General features: G+C 51.5%; 18 protein-coding genes. 12 read left to right on the plus strand and 6 right to left on the minus strand.

From position 1 onward, the window contains the following. The first annotated feature begins 84 nt into the window (after positions 1 to 84). Entirely contained in the window at positions 85 to 1221 is a 1137-nt protein-coding gene (locus tag PO605_RS06505) for a hypothetical protein (RefSeq protein ID WP_012203636.1), read from the plus strand. 111 nt (positions 1222 to 1332) lie between these two features. Continuing rightward, entirely contained in the window at positions 1333 to 1659 is a 327-nt protein-coding gene (locus PO605_RS06510; RefSeq protein ID WP_012203637.1) for a hypothetical protein, read from the plus strand. 386 nt (positions 1660 to 2045) lie between these two features. On the opposite strand, the gene PO605_RS06520 is transcribed toward PO605_RS06510, so the two are convergent. The 4 genes from PO605_RS06520 to PO605_RS06535 form a co-directional block, all read right to left on the minus strand. Continuing rightward, positions 2046 to 2327, minus strand: coding sequence for an H-NS histone family protein (locus tag PO605_RS06520; RefSeq protein ID WP_012203638.1), 282 nt, complete (start codon positions 2325 to 2327; stop codon positions 2046 to 2048). A 202-nt stretch (positions 2328 to 2529) separates the two neighbouring features. Beyond that, positions 2530 to 4185, minus strand: a complete 1656-nt coding sequence (locus PO605_RS06525; RefSeq protein ID WP_012203639.1) for a sulfatase-like hydrolase/transferase — start codon at positions 4183 to 4185, stop codon at positions 2530 to 2532. 36 nt (positions 4186 to 4221) lie between these two features. Beyond that, a complete protein-coding gene (locus tag PO605_RS06530) occupies positions 4222 to 5610 on the minus strand; it encodes a heavy metal sensor histidine kinase (RefSeq protein ID WP_012203640.1) in 1389 nt (462 codons plus the stop codon). Beyond that, positions 5607 to 6290 (minus strand): response regulator, encoded by a 684-nt coding sequence (locus PO605_RS06535; protein WP_012203641.1) that lies wholly within the window; start codon positions 6288 to 6290, stop codon positions 5607 to 5609. The genes PO605_RS06530 and PO605_RS06535 overlap by 4 nt, the downstream gene beginning before the upstream one ends. A 185-nt stretch (positions 6291 to 6475) precedes the next feature. Here PO605_RS06535 and PO605_RS06540 point away from each other — a divergent pair, with 185 nt between their 5' ends. From PO605_RS06540 to PO605_RS06580, 10 genes are all read left to right on the plus strand, one after another. Beyond that, entirely contained in the window at positions 6476 to 7777 is a 1302-nt protein-coding gene (locus PO605_RS06540) for a TolC family protein (RefSeq protein ID WP_016453760.1), read from the plus strand. Positions 7778 to 7793: 16 nt separating this feature from the next. Next, positions 7794 to 9164 (plus strand): efflux RND transporter periplasmic adaptor subunit, encoded by a 1371-nt coding sequence (locus PO605_RS06545; RefSeq protein WP_012203643.1) that lies wholly within the window; start codon positions 7794 to 7796, stop codon positions 9162 to 9164. A 20-nt stretch (positions 9165 to 9184) separates the two neighbouring features. Then, positions 9185 to 12373, plus strand: a complete 3189-nt coding sequence (locus PO605_RS06550; RefSeq protein ID WP_012203644.1) for an efflux RND transporter permease subunit — start codon at positions 9185 to 9187, stop codon at positions 12371 to 12373. Between the two features lie 188 nt (positions 12374 to 12561). After that, positions 12562 to 12912, plus strand: a complete 351-nt coding sequence (locus tag PO605_RS06555) for a DUF4148 domain-containing protein (RefSeq protein ID WP_012203645.1) — start codon at positions 12562 to 12564, stop codon at positions 12910 to 12912. A 170-nt stretch (positions 12913 to 13082) separates the two neighbouring features. Further along, the gene (locus PO605_RS06560; protein ID WP_016453762.1) at positions 13083 to 14777 is read left to right on the plus strand and encodes a phosphoethanolamine transferase; all 1695 of its coding nucleotides are present in this window, start codon (positions 13083 to 13085) and stop codon (positions 14775 to 14777) included. A 101-nt stretch (positions 14778 to 14878) separates the two neighbouring features. Continuing rightward, a complete protein-coding gene (gene flgB, locus PO605_RS06565) occupies positions 14879 to 15268 on the plus strand; it encodes a flagellar basal body rod protein FlgB (RefSeq protein WP_012203647.1) in 390 nt (129 codons plus the stop codon). A 28-nt stretch (positions 15269 to 15296) separates the two neighbouring features. Continuing rightward, positions 15297 to 15572: a double zinc ribbon domain-containing protein gene (locus tag PO605_RS30975; protein ID WP_012203648.1), complete on the plus strand. Its 276-nt coding sequence runs from the start codon at positions 15297 to 15299 to the stop codon at positions 15570 to 15572. A gap of 72 nt (positions 15573 to 15644) precedes the next feature. After that, complete coding sequence (locus PO605_RS06570) at positions 15645 to 18113, plus strand: heavy metal translocating P-type ATPase (protein ID WP_012203649.1); 2469 nt, start codon at positions 15645 to 15647, stop codon at positions 18111 to 18113. A 249-nt stretch (positions 18114 to 18362) separates the two neighbouring features. Then, positions 18363 to 18971: a phosphatase PAP2 family protein gene (locus PO605_RS06575; protein WP_225971096.1), complete on the plus strand. Its 609-nt coding sequence runs from the start codon at positions 18363 to 18365 to the stop codon at positions 18969 to 18971. After that, positions 18946 to 19359 (plus strand): diacylglycerol kinase, encoded by a 414-nt coding sequence (locus PO605_RS06580; protein WP_012203651.1) that lies wholly within the window; start codon positions 18946 to 18948, stop codon positions 19357 to 19359. The genes PO605_RS06575 and PO605_RS06580 overlap by 26 nt, the downstream gene beginning before the upstream one ends. A gap of 44 nt (positions 19360 to 19403) precedes the next feature. Here the strand turns inward: PO605_RS06580 and PO605_RS06585 are convergent, their stop codons facing one another. Together PO605_RS06585 and PO605_RS06590 are read right to left on the minus strand one after the other, a co-directional pair. Further along, positions 19404 to 19730 (minus strand): CzcE family metal-binding protein, encoded by a 327-nt coding sequence (locus PO605_RS06585; protein ID WP_012203652.1) that lies wholly within the window; start codon positions 19728 to 19730, stop codon positions 19404 to 19406. Positions 19731 to 19863: 133 nt separating this feature from the next. After that, on the minus strand, positions 19864 to 20910 hold the full coding sequence (locus PO605_RS06590) for a porin (protein ID WP_012203653.1): 1047 nt from the start codon (positions 20908 to 20910) through the stop codon (positions 19864 to 19866). Positions 20911 to 20971 lie beyond the last annotated feature (61 nt).

Below are 20971 nucleotides of genomic sequence, written 5' to 3' on the forward strand. Positions count from 1 at the left end.
CGAGTGCCGCCCGCAGGCTCGCTATCGACTCAAGTGGCGATCGTCTATTTTTCGTTGAGCTAATATTTCCGCGAAGGGAGAGCAATGACGCTAACAGCCTTCTCAATTACTCGCACCGGCGAGTTCGACGTCGACCAAATTCTGGAAAAACTTAGTGCAGAAACAGGCCATGCCTACATGTCCGTTGAGAGAATTCCTGATGAGTGGCGAGCCCATCTTCGCGCTGATCTCAAGTGCCCAGACTGCTCGGTGACAGGGGCCGAGGTTGTTCGTTCCGTCGTCGCGGGCAAGTCCGGTAAGCCCAAAAGGCAGTCATTCTTCAGATTCACGACACCAGGTCACCACCCCTTTTGCGACTACGCCAACCCAGATGCGACGAATGCCGTACCCGAAACCCTAGTAGCTTTCAGTGAGTCACGGTCGAATCTGACGCGAGCGGTGAGGGATCTTGTGTGCACCGGGATCGAGGTAGGCAGCTTCAGCCAAGGTTCCATTCGTTCCATGCGGGATTGGTTTTTCAACAAGAAGGTCGAGTCGATGTTTGTGGTCTCCCTAGACCCGCGAACGTATCCGTGGATCGATGCACTGCGGGAGAACGCATTTCACGCTCGCGGCGCCTTGCCGACGGATGTAGAGATCACGCCAGAGATCGCCGAACTGCCCAACTTTAACTGGAGGGCCCAGGCAGCTCGCCTAGTTCAAGCCCGCTATCCCCAGCACCAGGCGAACATGCGCGCTTTGATAGACCAGCACATTGGCCTGTTCGGCGCGAGCGGAAAGCGGTCGGAGAGCTTGGCCAGGCGCTACGCCGGCAGGCCAGTTTTCAACCCTACGGTGCTGGCCTCCGAATATAGGAAGACCCTGGCCTTGTCGGAATTCATCGCTCATACGCACCCCCCATTGAATGCGGTCAAAGACACTAGTTCGAGCACGGGCAGTGTGCTCGCCTTGTCAGCATTGCTGCTGTTCGGACGAGACTGGGATATCAGCAAGGCGATCGCAGATTTCGCCAAGATCTCACCGGCGGTGGGTACTGCAGACCAGCAGCTCGGGAACGTAATGGGATTGAACCCTTTCCACGACTACGAAGCCTGGGCCGCACTAAAAAAGCTGCAGGACCTGAACATCCAGGTGCCGAAAGACATCGACATCAAGGCCGAGCGAGTCGTGGTGGAGGCGGCATTACGTGCGAAGTTCGGTGTATCGCCGCCCGGCGATTGATCGGCCATTTGCGAGCGAGTCTCGCGCCGCAGCAGTTCTCGGCTAAGAGCGGTCGGCACTGGCAGACTTCCGAGCGACAGCTTCAGGCGGTCATCGTGTTGTATCGACCAGTTGAATTCACACGCCCGCAAGGTCAGGGAGCTCTGGGGGGCACACCTGAGCATTGATGATCAGGAACTCCTGCTGCTGCCACGGACTTTGTCACTGGATACGGACTCCACGTCATTGGAAGGCCATCGGGAAAATCTGGCCTTGCTGCTCGAGAGCCGTGATCTACGCCGAATCCCCGTGAGCGAGAGCAGCTTCGTGTATGACGAAGTTGCCTTTCAGTGGCTTGCGCAGGGCAGACTGGACTTCAATCGGCAAACGTTTCGCGAGGCCTGCAAGCGTGAGGGGTTGTTGGATGGCGACGGCGAGCTCATGGGCTGTTCGGTGTGAAATCATTCGAGCACCCTTTCAATTGCCAGGAGGATCGTTGCATGGTGATGCTTGATCTGATCACTCACTTCGACGAACGTGCTATCCGCGACGAACTCGCTCTATCCCAAGCTCAAGGGCTTTGTGCAGGCTTAGGCCACTGGCACCCAACATCGCTGACTAAGTCTTGATGCGCACATTACACTGGCCTTCGCTACAGGATTAGTGCTGGACATCAAGGCTGACCGCGATGTCGAGATCGAGCAAAGAGCCATTCATCGAAATGTCTGGAACTCGAACGACACACCTCGCGATCCATCTTGGCCAGGAAGGCATTTCGACCAAAGGCACAAACCCCATCGATCACGGCGTTTACGCGTTCAAGCTCGCGTGCTCCTGGCCGCCCGTCAGATCTCGAAAGAGGTCCGATCCGCAGCATCCTTGATCCAGTTGGGCGGCTTGCCACGCCCCGTCCACGTAGCGCCGGTACCAGGATCGCGGTACTTGGCCGCGCCAGCCGAAGCTTTGCGTTTGGAGCCTCCGAACACATCGTCTGGAGTCAGGTGGAATTCCTCGATCAGGCTGCGCACGCGGGCGACCACGCCAGACTTTTCTGTGGCCAGAGCGTGGGCAATCTTGGCTTCAAGTTCAGCCTTCTGCTGAAGAAGTGTCTTGTAATCGGATGTCATGGTGTTCCTTAAATTTGCATGCTAGCAAATTGCTAATTTTAAGGGTTTCTAGCCAAGGATGCTTTCATTTCAGCGGGGCTAGAGAGCGAAATTTTGCTGCGCCCGCCTCATACTCAAGCACACCTCACACACACGAGAGTCATACACCCAATCTGAGCAGGACAAAAATGTCATGCTAACGACCATGTTCGCTCATGTTCGCTCATGGTCGCATGCTGGGCGTGGCCTCCGTCAACGGAAATGGAAGCTTCGGAGCAATCCATTGATAGTCTTCAGCCAGGATATTTAACTTACTACTTTTTCCCTCCCATTGCAGCGAGAGTAAATCCGCAATTGTCCAAGAGGCCCAGTCAGACCTAAATCCTCTATCACCAAGGTTATCCGGACTATTACTCTCAATTTTATTGCGCCAAATTATGGTCGGAATACGATAGCCAGACTCAGTTGAAGGGCTGTGACCAACCTTATTTAGTAGATGTCCAACCTCTTGGCCATGATCAGATAGGTACATCCAGGCCTGATAATCTGAACTACTTTCTGAAGTTTTCATCAGATCCAGTGTTTTGGCAATTACCGAATCATGATACAAGAGTGCGGCGTCATACTGCTCTCTGAAACCACGCACCCAAAATGATCTATGCTTAGCCTCCATCTCCCGATCTACATCATCAGTTGTATCATCAAAAGGGTTCTCATTTTTCGGGTAGCGAAGACTGTAATGAGGATGTGCACCAAGCAAATGCACAACAATAAATTTATTCTCCGCCCCATCCTTTAGAGCTTCTTCCAAAAGATTCAGAGTCTCGCCATCCAATGAGGATGATGAGCGACCAGGCGTGCGGTTGATCAACTCGACTATGTCTGCATAGCTTGCATGCCGCGATTCAATTGCAACATCATCATGATTGCTTACCCACCACGTCTTATAACCCGCGGCTCGAGCCATGGCCAAAAGGTGCAATGAATTATCAGTAGAAGCGGCCTGCAATGAAAACATCCGTTCAAACGCAGGTATTGTGCTTGCATCCAATGACCAAGAATTACGGAATATCACCATATTTCTACCCGCATCCCTCCGCTTTAGCGAGAGCATCGGCGTGGTATTTCTTGGGTAGCCATATATCCCCAAATTATCTCTATTAATACTATCCGCAATTACGAGAACAATTGTGGAGCTCCCTTTGCGCTCAACTTTTGGCGCCAGTGTCTTCGCTCTCGTGAACTGCTCTTCACGGATGGCAACTTGGTTTGCCCATTCTGCCTGAACAAGTGAAATAGACTCCTGCCAGTTTTTCCAGAAAACTATTGGATGCAACTTCCTCCAGGGCTTATTGACATGGGCAACCAAACTAAACGTCATCAGCAAGACGACGATGCACCAAATAGCCCTCGAGTAGCTCCTTGGCGCTGAATCAACCGAGATCAAGAGAACCAAAGAAAGGGTCGCCAGAAAAAACAACAGCAACCCCAAGCATATCAACAACACTGAATTTGCAAATGCATATTCAATGCCCTCTCGGAGATTGGTATTCGCTACTGCATTTAAAACAAGTGCGCTATCAGGCGCGGCGTCATAGGCCTCTCTCAGATAATATCGAGCGATTCCATCCACATAAAATGCCAAGGTCACAAGCCAAACGAAGGTCTTGCCGATCCAAGACGGATTTCCATTTTTTGCAAAAAGAAAAATCAGAAAGCAATATGGCAGGTACAAAACCAGTAGCTTTACCAACCTCAGTCCTTCATGACCAATACTTAATGCAGAAAAAACTGAAAGAAGTATTATTGCAAATACAAGTTCCGGTTTCTTAATTGCGCGCCACACTCTATCCCCAAAATTCTTCACCATCTCGATCATCTCACGCTCAGGGCATCATATTCTGACGAAAATTGATTATGCGTCATCACTGATCTGCGGGAATATCAACCCAATACTAGTCACTCCCGCTTCAGATCTTGCGAATACATTACCCTGATGCAGCCTGGCAATTGCGGCAACAATTGCCAGTCCTAGTCCGTGGTTACTTCTAGCCTGCGTCCTAGAGGAGTCTGCTCTGTAAAATCGATCAAATAGTCTCGGAAGATGAGAGGGATCTATGGTCTGGCCTTCGTTAGTGACTGTCAATTGGATATGCTGTGCATTCATGGTGAATGGGTTTCGATCAGAAGCAACCATTCGGATATCAACAATTATCTTGCTACCTTTTGAGGCATAGCGCGTAGCATTCCCCAAAAGATTCGAAAGTGCACGACGTAATAAGCTCGCATCCAAGATGCCTTTTGCTTCGCCCTGTATGGCTACCTCTAAACCAGCGTCCAGAAGAGACGCTTCGTGGAATTCAATAACCTCGCGAGCGAGCTCAGCGAGACTGCTTACCGCCATTCGCTGAGCACCATTCCCTCTATCTGCGTTTGAGAGGAAAAGCATATCGGCAATGATGCTGGCCATTCTATGCAAATCCTCCAAATTGGAAGATAGGACATCAACCAGTTCATCCGATGTTCTCCGCTTTCGTAGTGCCAGCTCCGCGCTACTTATCAAAGTTGACAAAGGTGTATTCAGCTCATGTGCCACGTCCGCGTTAAAAGATTCCATCTGCCTGTAAGCAACAGATAACCTATCCAAGAGGTCATTAATTTGCCGTATCAAGGGCATCAACTCTTGAGGCTGCTGGCTATCGTCCAATCTCTTTATCAAATTTTGAGCAGATACCTGTCGCGTCTGTGTGATCAAAAGGTTAATTGGCGACAGCCCCTTCTTCACCAACCAGATACTTGAAATAGAAACAATCAAAGTGCTAGCGATAGCTGCGATGCCAAGCGTCCATGCCAAATGACGCAAAATCATATTATCCGGACCACGATCCAATATGAGTGTTACAGCTATTTCTTGAGGGCTAGAATCTTGACTTGAAACTTTCACAGAGAACTCGCGTTCAATGGTATTTTCTCTGTGACGCAGCAGTTCAAAAAGAACCTCCCCATTCACGCCATATTTTCGCACCACCAATGACAAATCGTCGTGCCCGCTCAAAAAATCCAACAGTGAACTCTGCAACGATTCGGTATTTATGTGTAGCTTACTCTCATTGAGCAGGCGCTCCAACGCTACTTGTTTATGATCAAGAGCATCGGTTTGCTTCAAATAGAGCGTTTGCGATATGACCAGATAAACAGCCACGCACACTATTCCTAGTCCAAAAATAGTTTGCAGAGCCAGAGAAATAGACAAACGCGCCGACAAAGGGCGCGTCGCTTTTTTTGCTCTTCCTTGTTTAATCATCTTGATTCCAAAATGTAGCCCATTCCGCGAATGGTGTGCAGCAATGGCTTATCGAACGGCTCATCGATTTTCATTCTTAGCCTTCTAATGGCCACCTCAACGACATTTGACTCTGACTCAAAATTTATTGACCAGACCTGAGAGGCTAGCTCAGCTCGAGAAATCACCTCTCCTTGTCTACGTATCAACAATATCAGCAAGCTATACTCTTTCGCACTTAGATCGAGTTTTTTCCCCGCACGAAAGGCACGCTGCCTTGCAAGATCTATTTCCAAGTCGTGCATTCTCAATATTGTCGCAACATTCACCGCACTGCTCAATGAAGGATTCCTGCGGAGCAATACCTTTATTCTTGCGACCAATTCGGAAAATGCAAACGGCTTGACCATATAGTCATCAGCACCGCTTTTCAAGCCGGTCACTCTGTCTTCAACTGAATCTCTTGCAGTGAGCATCAAAACAGCTGTTTGCTTTGACTGTCTCAAAGCCGCTAAAACAGCAAGGCCATCTATTCCAGGAAGCATGCCATCAAGAATAATTACATCGAAATCCTGGGTAGCCGCCTTATTTAGTCCTGAGATCCCATCAAGTGCAAAATCTACAGTAAACCCTTCGTCGTCCAACCCTCTGACAAGCTGGTCTACCAACTTTTCATCATCCTCAATTATTAGGATTCTCATGGGGCGGATTGTGATCCCAGGGCCCTGGCACTTGGATGATAAATTTGTCATCTGATTATCAGGAAGCCGCCGGGAACGCTCCTCTATAGTGCCCTTCGCCCATACCTTGCGCTTGCGCATAAATATTTCAGGGCACTACAGCGACCGACAGGAACATGGATTCTGTCCGGGCAGGAGTTTCATACATGATCTTGGTAACCACACGTGGCAAGGAGAGGCTTCGCACGAGCTTCTGCCAAACCTTGCTTGTCAGCATGTTGGTAGGGGCAGGCCTAGTCCACGCCGCACCCACGAGCTCAAGCAGCCTCACAACGGCCTCAAGCGAAGCACCGGCGGCGCCCTTGACATTGTCTGTCGCGGTCGCTCAAGCCTTAGCAACTCATCCGAGCTTGCGTGCGGCTCAGTTCGGACTTGAGGCCAGCGACGGCGCAGTCCTTCAAAGCAAGTCTCGCCCCAACCCCGAGCTCTCCTACGCTCAAGAAGATACACGCAGCCGTACCAAAACATCAACCGTTCAGTGGAATCAGTTGGTTGAAGTCGGAGGCAAGCGAGACGCACGCATGCGCATCGCGGAACGCGGGCGTGACGTCGCTCAAGCCGGGGTGGCCGCCACCCGTGCAAACATCCGTGCCGACGTGCGCGCAACTTTCTACAGTCTTTTAGCGGCCCAGGAGCGGGTGACTGTTGCCAAGCAAACAGTGGAGATAGTTAGGAGTGCCCGCGAAGCGGCAGCAAAACGCGTTGCGGCCGGCAAAGTAGCTCCGCTTGAAGAAAGCAGGGCAAAGGTTGCTGAGTCTGGGGCTGAACTCGAGCAGGGTAAAGCGGAGTCGGACCTTCGTGTTGCTCGGCAGCAGATGCAGGCACTTCTAGGAGGACAAGACTTCTCCTTTGGACCAGCGCTCGGGACCTTCGAGATCGCTCCTGAAGCACCTGCTGCATCGGAATTGTTGGCCCAGTTGGAGGACTCCCCATCCATCAGGCAGGCGCGCTCTACGCTGGAGCAAAGCCGCGCATCAGCAGATCTAGAGCGAGCAAAGCGCTTGCCTGATCCGACCTTGAGCTTGGGTGTGAAGCGCGCGCAGGAGGTGGGGCGTAACCAACTTGTTTTTGGAATTTCGATACCACTTCCGGTGCTGGACACCAACCGCGGTAACCAGATCCAAGCACTGCGCCTTGCCGATCAAGCTGAAGAGAAGCTTCAAGCGCTGCGCGTCCAGATGCAGACAGATGTGTTTCAAGCCCGTGAGCAGTTGGAAACCAGCCGTCGCCTTGCACAACAGCTATCAACCCAAGTACTGCCCACAGCACAAACTGCTTATGAAGCAGCCGTGAAGGGCTTTTCACTTGGAAAGTTTAGCTACCTCGACGTTCTGGACGCACAGCGCACATGGTTCGACGCGCGTAGCCAGTATCTAAGCCAGCTGCTGTCCACCCATAGCGCCGTCGCGGACCTCGAACGTCTGCTCGGATCGCAAGCTGATCAGTAAACCATTGAGCCGCCAAATGAAAACGAACTCTTCTTCAAGTTCTAGCCGTACGCCAACCGTCATAGCGATTGTGAGCATCCTGTCTGTAGGGGTTCTCGCAGCGACTCTGATTTTGCGATCAGGCAACTCCAACTCCCCCGAATCCAGCGGAAAGACCCCCCAGTCCCAGGAGCATGGTCATGGTGAGGCCGCAGGCCATGCTGATCAAGAACATCATGGGGAGAAGGCTGCCAAGTCCCACAGCGATGACAAGGGCCATGCTGATGGTGAGCATCATGAAGAGGGCGATGGCAACAAGGCCAAGCCAGAAGCTTCCGCCAAGCCCGGCGCCGAAGCTGGTCATGACGAAGATGAAGGATTGATCCCGATGGATGCCCAACGCATCCAGGTTGCCGGCCTCAAGGCCGCTCAAGCTGGACCATCGGTTATCCGTAGCGTGCTGCAACTGCCTGGAGAGATTCGCTTTAACGAAGACCGCACCGCTCACGTGGTACCCCGCGTTGCCGGCGTCGCGGAAAGCGTGCCAGCCAACTTAGGTCAAAACGTTAAGAAGGGCCAGCTGCTGGCTGTTCTGAGCAGCGTTGCAGTGTCGGAGCAGCGCAGCGAACTGTTGGGCGCGCAAAAGCGTTTGGCACTCGCCCGAACCACCTATCAGCGTGAAAAGCAGCTTTGGGAGGAAAAGGTTTCGGCGGAGCAGGACTATCTGCAGGCCCAACAGGTACTACGCGAAGCTGAGATCGCGGTCTCCAACGCTCAGCAAAAGTTGGCAGCTACTGGTGCAGGCGCTGGCGCGGGCGCAGGGCTCAATCGCTTCGAACTACGGGCACCATTTGACGGTGTGATCGTGGAGAAGCACCTGTCTATCGGTGAGGCCGTTCAGGACACCACGCAAGTCTTCACGATCTCCGACCTTCGTTCTGTGTGGGCCGAGATGAGAGTCTCCGCCCCCGATCTGCCCTCAGTGCGTGTTGGCGAAAAGGCAACGGTTCGCGCGACAGCATTTGAATCTGCAGCGACGGGCGAAGTCTCCTATGTCGGCGCGCTCATCGGACAGGACACGCGAACTGCCCCAGCCCGTATCACCTTGCCGAACCCAGACGGTGCCTGGCGCCCAGGTCTGTTTGTGAATGTGGAGGTCACAGCATCCTCGCAGGAAGCCGCGCTCACCGTTGTGTCCACCGCAATTCAGCGCATCGAAAACCAAAAGACAGTGGTGTTCGTTCCAGTGCAAGGCGGCTTCCGGGCACAGCCGGTTCGAATCGGACGTACGGACTCCAAAAATACGGAAATCTTGGAAGGCCTCAAGCCTGGCCAAGCGTACGTGGCCGAAGGGAGTTTCCTCCTGAAGGCGGAGCTCGGCAAAGCCACGGCTGAACATGCTCATTGAGGCGGGGACCGGAGAACTACATGTTTGAACGCATCATCCGCTTTGCCATTGAGCAGCGCTGGCTTGTGCTGCTCGCCGTTTTCGGCATGGCAGCACTGGGCATCTTTAGCTACCAGCGCCTGGCCATCGACGCTGTGCCCGACATCACCAATGTCCAGGTGCAGATCAACACCCAGGCTCCCGGCTACTCTCCGCTGGAGACTGAGCAGCGCGTCACCTACCCGATAGAAACGGTGATGGCTGGACTGCCGAACCTGGAGCAGACGCGCTCGCTGTCGCGCTACGGCCTGTCTCAGGTTACCGTAGTGTTCAAGGACGGCACGGACATCTACTTCGCGCGCCAGCTCGTGGGCGAACGCATGCAACAGGCCCGAGAGAGCCTGCCAGACGGCGTGTCTCCCACCTTAGGGCCGATATCGACTGGCCTAGGAGAGATCTATCTCTGGACCGTTGAGGCGGAGGAAAACGCCAAAAAGCCCGATGGGTCTCCCTACACTCCTATGGACTTGCGGGAGATCCAGGATTGGGTGATCAAACCTCAGCTGCGCAACGTGCCAGGCGTTACTGAGATCAACTCAATTGGTGGCTACGCGAAGGAGTACCTCGTCGCGCCCTCTCCTGAGAAGCTCTCTGCCTACGGCTTCACACTGGCCGACATCGTGGCGGCGCTGCAGCGCAACAATGCAAACGTCGGCGCTGGCTACATCGAGCGCCAAGGCGAGCAATATTTGATCCGTGCGCCTGGTCAAGTTAAGGGCATCGCAGACATCCGTGAGGTCATCGTTGGCTCTGCACAGGGTCAGCCTATTCGCATCCGTGACTTGGCAGAAGTGGGCCTCGGCCGCGAGCTGCGCACTGGCGCAGCCACCGACAACGGTCGCGAGGTAGTGCTGGGAACGGTGTTCATGCTGATTGGAGAGAACAGCCGAAAGGTTTCCCAGGCCGTCGATATTCGTATGCGGGAAATTAACCGCAACTTGCCCGAAGGCGTCAAAGCCGTAACGGTCTACGACCGTACGAACCTGGTGGACAAGGCCATTGCCACCGTCAAAAAGAACTTGCTCGAAGGCGCCGCCCTGGTGGTGGTCATCCTCTTCCTGTTCCTGGGTAACCTGCGCGCGGCGCTGATCACAGCGTTGATCATCCCACTGTCCATGTTGTTCACCTTCACCGGAATGGTGTACTACAAAGTCAGTGCCAACCTCATGAGCTTGGGAGCTCTCGACTTCGGCATCATCATCGATGGCGCCGTGGTGATCGTGGAAAACTGTGTACGCCGTTTGGCCCATGCGCAAGAAGCGCGCGGCCGCCCCTTGACTCGCAGTGAGCGGTTTCATGAAGTGTTTGCTGCCGCCAAGGAAGCTCGGCGTCCGTTGCTCTTCGGCCAGCTCATCATCATGGTGGTCTATCTGCCCATCTTTGCCCTCACAGGGGTGGAAGGCAAGATGTTCCATCCCATGGCGTTGACTGTGGTCATTGCCTTGGCCGGCGCCATGCTGCTGTCCATCACGTTCATTCCTGCGGCTGTGGCCCTGTTCATGGGCGACAAAGTGGCCGAAAAGGAAAACCGCATCATGGGCTGGGCTCGGCAGGCGTACTCGCCTGTGCTTGCCCGCGTTATGGCGGCTCCAGCAGTGGTGTTGACAGCAGCAGGCGTGGCGGTCGCGCTCAGCCTTCTGCTTGCGACGCGCCTTGGTAGCGAGTTCGCTCCTAATCTCAACGAGGGTGATTTCGCCATACAGGCGCTGCGCATACCAGGCACCAGCCTCACGCAGTCCTTGGAGATGCAGATCCAGATCGAAAATACTCTGAAAAAGGAGTTCCCCGAGATCGATCGAGTGTTCGCTCGTACAGGTACTGCCGAGATCGCTTCGGATCCGATGCCTCCCAACATCTCCGACGGCTACATCATGCTCAAGCCCAAGGACCAGTGGCCAGATCCATCTCGTTCACGCGATGACCTGCTCGCTGCCATCCAGAAGACTGCTGACGGAGTGCCAGGCAACAACTATGAGTTTTCGCAGCCGATTCAGCTTCGCTTCAACGAACTGATCTCGGGCGTGCGCAGCGACGTCGCCGTCAAGATCTTTGGTGACGACATGGCCGTCCTGGAGAAGAACGCCCAAACAGTGGCAGGGATGCTTCAGCAGATCCAAGGCGCCTCTGAGGTTAAGGTTGAACAGACGACAGGCCTGCCCATGCTCACCGTTCAAATTGACCGTGAGAAGGCTTCACGCTATGGGCTGAACATGGGTGACGTACAGGACACCATCAGCGTTGCGTTGGGCGGAGGAGAAGCGGGGATCGTGTTCGAAGGCGATAAGCGCTTCGACATTCAAGTGCGCCTGCCGGAGAACATCCGCAATGACGTGGAAGCGCTGAGCCGCCTTCCCATCGCCTTGCCAAAGGGAGCAGATGGCCGAGTTGGCTTCGTCCCTTTGTCTTCCGTTGCGACCTTTGAGACGGCGCCTGGTCCCAACCAAGTCAGCCGAGAGGATGGGAAACGACGCATCGTCGTCAGCGCAAACGTGCGCGGACGTGACATCGGGTCCTTTGTGGGCGAAGCAGAGCAGCGCCTGGAGAGCTTGCAACTGCCGGCTGGCTACTGGACCCGTTGGGGAGGTACGTTTGAGAACCTGGAGTCCGCTCGACAGAGACTTCTGATCGTCGTACCCGTTGCACTTTTGATGGTGTTCGTGCTGCTCTTCGCAATGTTCGGCAACGTTCGTGACGGCCTCATCGTCTTCACGGGTATTCCGTTTGCGCTAACGGGAGGCATCTTGGCGCTATGGCTGCGCGACATCCCGTTGTCGATTACGGCAGCTGTGGGTTTTATCGCGCTATCCGGTGTGGCAGTGCTCAACGGCCTGGTGATGATCTCCTACTTCCGTACATTGCGTGAAGAGGGTCGAAACGTAGCTGACGCCGTGACTGAGGGAGCCCTGACCCGGCTGCGGCCGGTCTTGATGACCGCCCTGGTCGCCTCACTTGGGTTCGTCCCCATGGCCATCGCCACGGGTACTGGAGCTGAAGTGCAGCGTCCCCTGGCCACCGTGGTGATCGGAGGGATTCTGTCCTCAACGATCCTCACGCTCTTAGTGCTGCCTTTGCTGTACCGACTCATACACAGGAACGACCCTTCAGAAAGTGAAGGTCAAGGGAACCCCGAGAGTGGAGCATCGTCCTCTGGCGAGGTGGCGATCGTGTAACTGGGACAGCGATCGCCTTTTACAGGTCATGGCTTAATGCCATGGCCTTTTTTTGTGTCAACAAGATTACAGCTTTGTCACTGCAATGTGTGCGTCCTGTGGGGGGCATTTTTCTACAGTAGAGCCATCGACTTGAGATAGATCCAAATCTCGAGAAGAGAATCAAAACTCTGTTGAAAGGAAATCCAATGAAGCACCGTCGTTTTTACTCTGCATCTTTTATTGCAGCATTGGTCGCTTCGGCGGCGTTCGTTCTCCCTGGTACCGCCTCGGCAGAAAGCTACCAGCACCCTGCCAACAACGAAGCGGGGGTGAAGACTTACCCGGAGCATTTCAAGGGCGAAAAAACCCGTGAACAAGTTCAAGCTGAAGCTGCAGCGGCTGTCCGTGAGGGTGGTACCAATCGTTTTAATACGGGAGTTTACCCGGCGGCCTCGAAGCAACCTACTACAGGCAAGACACGCGAAGAAGTAATTAACGAGCTGCTGAGGGAAACTCCTGCTGAGCGCGACGCCCGTCAGCGTTCGATGGGCGGTTAAGCACGAAATCGCTTAACACGACAGCCGTATACCATCAAAAAAGACGTGGCTATCTGTCATCAGCAATGACAAAATAGTCGCGCATAGAAAAGCAGATTATGCCTTCCTCTTTAGAACAACGTTCTCTTGAGGAAGGCTTTCTGCGTTTGGCTCAAGCAAAAGAGCTAGTCATGAAAAATAATAATCAAAGCTTTCTACAGAAAATATCAGCGCACCTGACAGTTGGCCCAGCTCTTTTAATCATTGCGACAGGACTGTGGATCGCGACCATTGGAAATATTCCATTGTGGAAAGCTCTGAGCCAACTGCCTGAAGGTGTCGATGCCAAGTTCTTTACAGGGTTTCTAACGGCAGTCGCTGCATTAAATATATCACTCATCGCAATCTTCGCCTGGGGACGGCTGCTAAAGCCAGTGTTGATTTTTTCGATACTTACAGCGTCTATCACAAGCTACTTCATGCTGAACTACGGGATAGTCATTGATCCCGGCATGGTGAGGAACACAATACAAACGGATGTGGCTGAGGCGAGCGATCTCGTAAGCGTACAAATGCTGCTTACCGTAGTTATGCTTTCTGCAGTACCGATCGCGTTCATATGTCTTGCGAATGTAAAGAAGACTACTGCAGTTGGGTCGTTAGCCACCTCCATTGCTTTGTCAGCAACGGGCTTAGTATTTTCAATTTTGTGCATATTTTTAATTTATCAGCCATTCTCCTCGACGATGAGAAATCATACAAAGATGAGATATCTGATAAACCCACTAAATACCTTTTACTCAACAATTAAGGTTGCCACAAATCCATTAGAACGGACAAATGCTGAGCTTTCTAAAATAGGCCAAGACGCCAAAATAATTACACCCCCTGCAGAAACTACAGCCGCGCCCATCCTACTACTAGTAGTCGGTGAAACTGCACGATCAGAAAGCTTTGGATTAAACGGGTACGAAAGGAATACAACTCCGCAGTTGTCCCAACGTACAGATATCTTCTCATCGAAAAATGCTTGGTCTTGCGGGACGAGTACAGCTGAGTCGCTTCCCTGCATGTTCTCTCACATGAGTAGAGAAAAATATTTCTCCAGAAAGCAAAATTACGAAAACATGCTCGATGTCTTGAGTCGCGCCGGGCTATCCGTCTTCTGGCTCGACAACCAGTCCGGGTGCAAGGGCATTTGCGCAAGGGTCGCAAACGAACAATTCAAGCATCAACCAAACAACCCTCTATGTGACAAAGAAGGTGTTTGCCAAGATGCAGCCATGCTGGACTCTCTTGAAGAGCGTATTAAATGGCCTCCAACAAATACAGGAGATAAAGGCAAGGTGATCGTGCTTCACCAGATGGGTAGCCATGGACCCGCCTATTACAAGAGATCAAGCATGCAGAGAAAGCCTTTCCAGCCCGAATGCAAATCAGCATCTCTGCAGCAATGTACACAGCAAGAGGTTATAAACGCCTACGACAACAGTATTGTCGAAACGGATCACTTCATAAATAGCTCTATCGAGTGGCTGAAAAACAAATTCCCATCAACCCCCACTGCATTGATTTACGTCTCTGACCATGGAGAATCACTGGGTGAAAATAACATATATCTTCACGGCCTCCCATACTCAATAGCGCCCAACGTACAGAAAAATATACCGTGGATAGTTTGGCTCTCCGAATCCATGATGGCATCCAGACAAAAAAACCTATCCTGCATTGCAGAGAAAAACAACGACAGAGCCATTAGTCATGATAACTACTTTCATACTGTACTTGGATTAATGAACGTTCAAACAGATGTTTATGAGAAATCTCTAGACATCACTGCACCATGCATGAAGAAAGAGTCGGTCGCCAACATAACAAATATGTAACCCAATCAAATTAGCCAGTCCACTATCATATTTAACCAGTCTTTGACCGTCAACGATGAAATGGCAATCACCTCGAAAGAGGATTTTACTGGAGGCATGAAATGAGTGAAGTTCGTTTTGAAGATATAGCTCTAAAGATAAGAACTCAAAGACTTGCGATTATTGCAAGTAATATAGCCAACGCAGATACACCTGGGTACCAGGCAAAGGACCTTGATTTCAAAGAAGCACTTGAACGGAGCAACGCAACAATGCTGTCCGTTAGTAGCACCAGCAAGGGTCACATTCCCAGCTCTGAGATGAAATCTATTTATGACACACAAGTCGCCTTCCGTCCGGCATCACAAAATTCTCTCGACAGAAATACTGTCGACTTAGACCAAGAAAGAGCCAGCTTTATTGACAATGCAATTCGGACAGAGCTTGCAATGAAACAAGCGGTAGAAGAGTATTCTGAAATTGGCGATATGCTAGCCAAAATGATTAAATAATTAAATCTCGCTTCAAGGAAATTGAATCATGGGTATCAGTAAATGGCTATTTGGAAAAATTCAACATAACAATAATGGTGGCCATCACCAAAAAAATGGCGGTCATCACAATCAATACAATCAGCCCGCACAAAGGGGGAGTTATGGAGAAGTCGGATATGCATGTCCAACCTGTAGAACGATCAATTCAGCGACGAGCCGCTTCTGCCGACAATGCGGACTTTCATTAGTTTGCCAAGGTTGCGATGCAACTATCACGCCTGGCGCAAAATTTTGCCCTCAATGCGGACGCGCGGCTTCCTAAGTTGACGTTGCCTGCGCCAACTAGTACGCTGCGAAGCAAGTATCGATTTCTTCCTGTCTTCGCCTAAACATCATGACAAAAAAACTGCGTCTAGACATACCAGTAGTGCTGCCATCGATTTCCTCGAGCGAGGATCTTCTAGTAAGAAGATTGTTAAATGATATTGAAGGAAGGGATGGGGTTGAGAAAGTACATCTTGAGCCTGGACAGGATGGTGAATGGCCTAAGCTTTGCATACACTATGATTCAGATAAGCTGTCATTAGTTCGGATACGCGAACTAGTTCAAGCAGCTGGCTCCAGGATCACCGACCGATGGGGCCATTTTCTGCTCGAGTTAGATGGAATCAAGCACGCGCGCAAGGCCCAAACCGTTGAGGCCAAACTCAGCGAATTGAGTGGTGTTCTGGAAGTGCAAGTAAGCGCAACTGGACAAGTTCATATCGACTTCGACAAGTCAAAAATAAAAGAAGCTGATATTTTGGAGGCACTAAAAGAGTTGAACGTTACGCCAGTTCGGTCGAAGGCTGCTAATCCTTCTGCCCCAAAGGGTCACGAGCATTCAAAATCCGAATCGGATCATAAGCATGATCATGGGAATGGCATTTTGGGAGAAAATGCCGAGATGATTTTCGCGATCACCTGCGGCGCGCTACTAGGATTGGGGGTGGTCATTGAAAAATTTGTAGCCAATGCACCATCTTGGCTACCAATTAGCTGCTTCGTATTAGCATACTTTTTTGGTGGATTCTTCACCTTAAGAGAAGCAATAGAGAACCTCAAACTTAAGAGGTTTGAAATAGATACCCTCATGCTTGTAGCTGCAGCGGGCGCTGCTGCTCTGGGCTCTTGGGCAGAAGGTGCATTATTACTTTTTCTTTTCAGCATTGGTCATGCCCTCGAACACTACGCGATGGGCCGCGCCAAGCGTGCAATTGAAGCACTCGCAGAGCTAGCACCTGATAAAGCAACAGTTCGGAGAGACGGCGAGGCCCGCGAAATTCCTGTCGAAGAACTGGTCGTAGGCGACACTGTCCTCATTAAGCCAAATGAGCGCATTGCGGCCGATGGCTTCATCGTACGCGGCAACTCTGCCATCAACCAAGCTCCAGTTACCGGCGAAAGCATTCCAGTTGACAAACGAGCTGTTGCTGATATTGATAGAGCCAGAGCAAAGCCCGATATTGTCGGATCGGAATCAAAGGTTTTTGCCGGAACGATTAATGGAGCTAGTGGTATCGAAATTGAGGTAACCAAAAAATCCTCAGACTCAGCACTGGCCAGAGTCGTGAAAATGGTTAGCGAAGCCGAGACCTTGAAGTCACCGACTCAGCGCTTCACCGAGAAATTCGAGAAGGTATTTGTCCCAGCGGTTCTGCTGCTCGCATTTTTACTGCTTTTTGCGTGGGTTGTTGTTGACGAGTCATTCCGAGAGAGCTTCTACAGATCGATGGCTGTACTGGTCGCCGCCAGCCCATGTGCGCTCGCAATAGCCACACCAAGCGCTGTGCTGTCCGGTATAGCCCGCGCAGCTCGAGGAGGCGTACTGATCAAAGGTGGAGCTCCTCTAGAAGAACTTGGATCGCTGAACGCAATTGCCTTTGATAAAACCGGAACATTGACCGAAGGTCAGCCAAGGATTACCGATGTAGTACCGCTGGAAGGAGTTACGCAGGAAGAACTGCTAGAAGTGGCCATAGCAGTTGAGTCTCTCAGCGATCACCCTCTTGCTGTAGCAATTGTGAAAGATGCAGGCGCCCGCATCACCGTGCCGGTCCGCCTGAATGCCGTCGATCTCAACAATTTGATTGGCCGTGGAGTGAAGGCGACCATCGACTCCAAACCGGTTTGGATCGGTAAGGCCGAGATGTTCGGCACTGAGGGAATTCCCAGTCTAAGCAGTCAGTCAAAATTCATAATAGACAAACTCCGAGAAGATGGCCGAACAACAATGTTTGTTCGGTTTGATGATAAAGAGCTAGGAGCTATCGGTCTACTAGATACTCCGAGGCCTGGAGCGAAGGAAGCACTGCAAGAACTGCGTCGTCTAGGTATTTCCAGAATGATAATGATCTCTGGTGACCATCAAAAGGTTGCGGATGCGATTGCTAAAGAGGTGGGCCTAGACGAGGCTTGGGGTGACCTCATGCCAGAAGACAAAGTTAAGGCAATACGGGATCTAAAGAAAAATACTAAAGTCGCCATGGTTGGAGATGGTGTTAACGATGCCCCCGCCATGGCGAACTCCACTGTAGGAATTGCAATGGGAGCTGCCGGTTCCGACGTGGCTCTAGAAACAGCAGATGTCGCATTAATGGCAGATGATCTAAAGCACTTGCCTTTTGCGGTAGGCCTGAGTCGACACACCAGATCAGTCATACGACAGAATGTCTTCGTGAGCTTAGGCATAGTCGCGGTTCTAGTTCCGGCTACTATTATGGGACTCAGTATTGGTGCTGCGGTTGCGGTCCATGAAGGATCAACCCTATTAGTGGTTTTCAATGCACTACGTTTGCTAGCCTACAAGAAGCAGCAGGTTTGATCGGTGCTGACCACATAGTCTGAAAAACTGGCCCTTCGATACGGGCCAGTTCTAATTGGGGCATCGGCCCTGCAGTGCGGCCTCAGAATAAAAAATATGTTTCAAGAACAATTGGGAAATTATATAGATTCCCAGCGACACCAGTTTCTGATCACCCATATCTTCACACCATTCCTCCCAATAATTGCTATGTCATATGTGCTCATGGCAGGAGGAGGTGATCAATGGCTTGCTGATTCTATATACGGAATGCAAGGCCATGAATGGAGGTTTGTCGATAACTGGCTCGCGTCAACAATACTTCATCGAGGTGGAAAGATTGCAAGCATCCTTGCAGCAATAACAGTTTTCTGCCTCTACACTATATCTTTTCTTAAATGTGCGCCATACATTCGGTTGTGGAGAACGCCATTGTGCTATTTGCTGCTTACCATAATAGCGAGTGTGGTAGCAATAAGCTTATTAAAATCACTAACTAACATGGACTGCCCTTGGAGCCTGGTGGACTACGGAGGGGATCGCCCATTTGTAGGGCTATTTGAGACCAGGCCCTCAGGCCTCGGGCGAGGAAAATGCTTTCCTGCCGGGCATGCTAGTGCTGGATATGCATGGATTAGTCTCTATTTTTTCTACCTAATGGTTAAACCATCGTACCGATGGCTGGGCCTCGCCATTGGAATATTGTCCGGATTGATCTTTGGCCTGACGCAGCAGTTTCGAGGCGCTCATTTTGCATCCCATGACCTCTGGTCTTTAGCAATCTGCTGGTACATATCAGCACTGATGTACACCTTCTTCTCAAAATTTGAATCTCACCCCCGCAGCCACTATTGTGAAAAACAACTCTACCAAGCCTAATATTTTCGTCAATCAGCAGAAGAGCCGAAAAGGACTAAACCGACTAATTCACGCAACGCGTTACTCCTGGCGAGGCATCCTAGATGCTTGGCATGAAAAAGCATTCAGGCTAGAGTGCAAGATATTTGTCATATCCACACCTTTGGCATTGTTGATTGGAAACGGTTGGCTGGAGAAGTTTCTACTTATCGCAAGCATCTGGGTCTTGATGTTAATAGAAGTTCTCAATTCTGCTATCGAATCTGCAATAGACAGGGTAGGCTCCGAAGAGCACGAACTCTCTAGAAGAGCAAAGGACCTAGGTAGTGCGGCAGTGCTGATGGGCATACTGCTATGCTTGGCGCTATGGACGGCTACCATATACAACAACATCCGACTTTTCAATTAAAAATAGCCCACCTACGGTGGGCTATTTTTTAGATGGCAGACAGATTACCCACCATACTCATATTCATTGGGGGCAACAAACATCGACCTGCCTTGGGCATCAAAACCCTTGGGAGCAAATTTTGCAATCGGTACTTCAGAATGGTAAATTGAATCAGCCTTCCAGATGAACGTCTTTCCGTTGCTCGAAAACTGAATAATTTCTCCACAATTTATGTTTATTGGTTTTTTCTGAGAAAGGTCTATCGTTCGAAAATTCGGAGACTGAACCTCAGAGCCGTAGTAAGACTTTCCGGTAGGGAAAGTATCCGCCCATGCTTGGCTCGTAACGAGCATCATGGCAACAGCGGCAAGCGACAGAGTGGACTTCATTGGAGACTCCTTTCCTATAAAAAAATGCCATGGAGCGCTAACTCCATGGCATTCACTGTAACCGAGCCAACATTTAAATTTGCAAGCTGGACAGTTACTTTCCTGTCACATTGCAGACTGAAAACCTGGCTCTTTAGAAGGAATGACGAATACCGACTTCTGCGCCAGTAGAACTACCGCCTCCAGCCAGACCAGACGCCCCGCCGACCAAGCTGAAGTTCGCACCACCCTTGTTCGTGATACGGGCGATAGTGCCGTAGACAGCCGTACGAGTCGACATGTTGTGGACGTAGCCGATTGCGTACTTGTTAGCATCGCTCTGGTTGTACCCAACGGGGCCCTTACGCGAATCGGTGCGCACATAAGAAGCTCGGATGTAGTCCTTGCCCACAGGCACCGTCACACCAACTTGCCAGCGATCTTCTGAGCCCGCAGCACGAGAGCCATAAGTTCCAAAGGGCAGATCGTCACGCTGGAAATAACCCATCAGAGTCGCTACACCGAAGTTGTACGACGCTGCTGCACCATATTGCTTGAGCTTGGCACCAGCAGTCGTGACATCGGTTGCACCGTACGAAAGCGAGAGGCTCAGAGGACCGTTGTCATAGGCCAAACGCCCAGCCATGTGTCGACCAACTTTGGTCAGCGGATCTTCGTCCATAGCGTACATTGCTTCCGCTTGGAAACCCGCGAACTTCGGAGAGAAGTACTGAATGGCATTGTCGTAACGATAGTACGACGCGATTGTGCCAGGCAAGCGGCTGGTGACGTTGGAGCCGGCCAGGCCGATCACATTGAAGGGATCGAACTTGGTTGCATTGATGGAAGCAGGCGAGAAATCGCGACCCAGGCGAACTTCACCAAAATTGCCCATCAGGCTGATCGTCGAGCGACGCTGGAAGAATTTTCCCGTCGAGCTGAAGGTGCCGGTATCGGCATTAACGTCAGACTCAAGCCAGAAACCAGCTTTCAGGCCTCCGCCAAGATCTTCTACGCCACGAAAACCGAAGCGGCCGGACGACAGACCGCTGTTGTTCATCGTCAGGTTGCTTGGAAGATTGCTGTTGTTCACGTAACGCGTGTTCACGTCAACGATACCAAACAGGGTGACGGAGGATTGAGCACTTGCACTTGCAGCAATGCCTGCCAGCGACAACGCAACTATATGTTTGAGGTTCATGATCAGTTTCCTTAAGAAAGCGGTAGGTTGATGCCTGCTTAGGCCATCAAACGGAATCCTA

Source organism: Delftia sp. DT-2 (genome assembly GCF_028401915.1).
Taxonomy (GTDB): Bacteria; Pseudomonadota; Gammaproteobacteria; order Burkholderiales; family Burkholderiaceae_C; genus Comamonas; species Comamonas tsuruhatensis.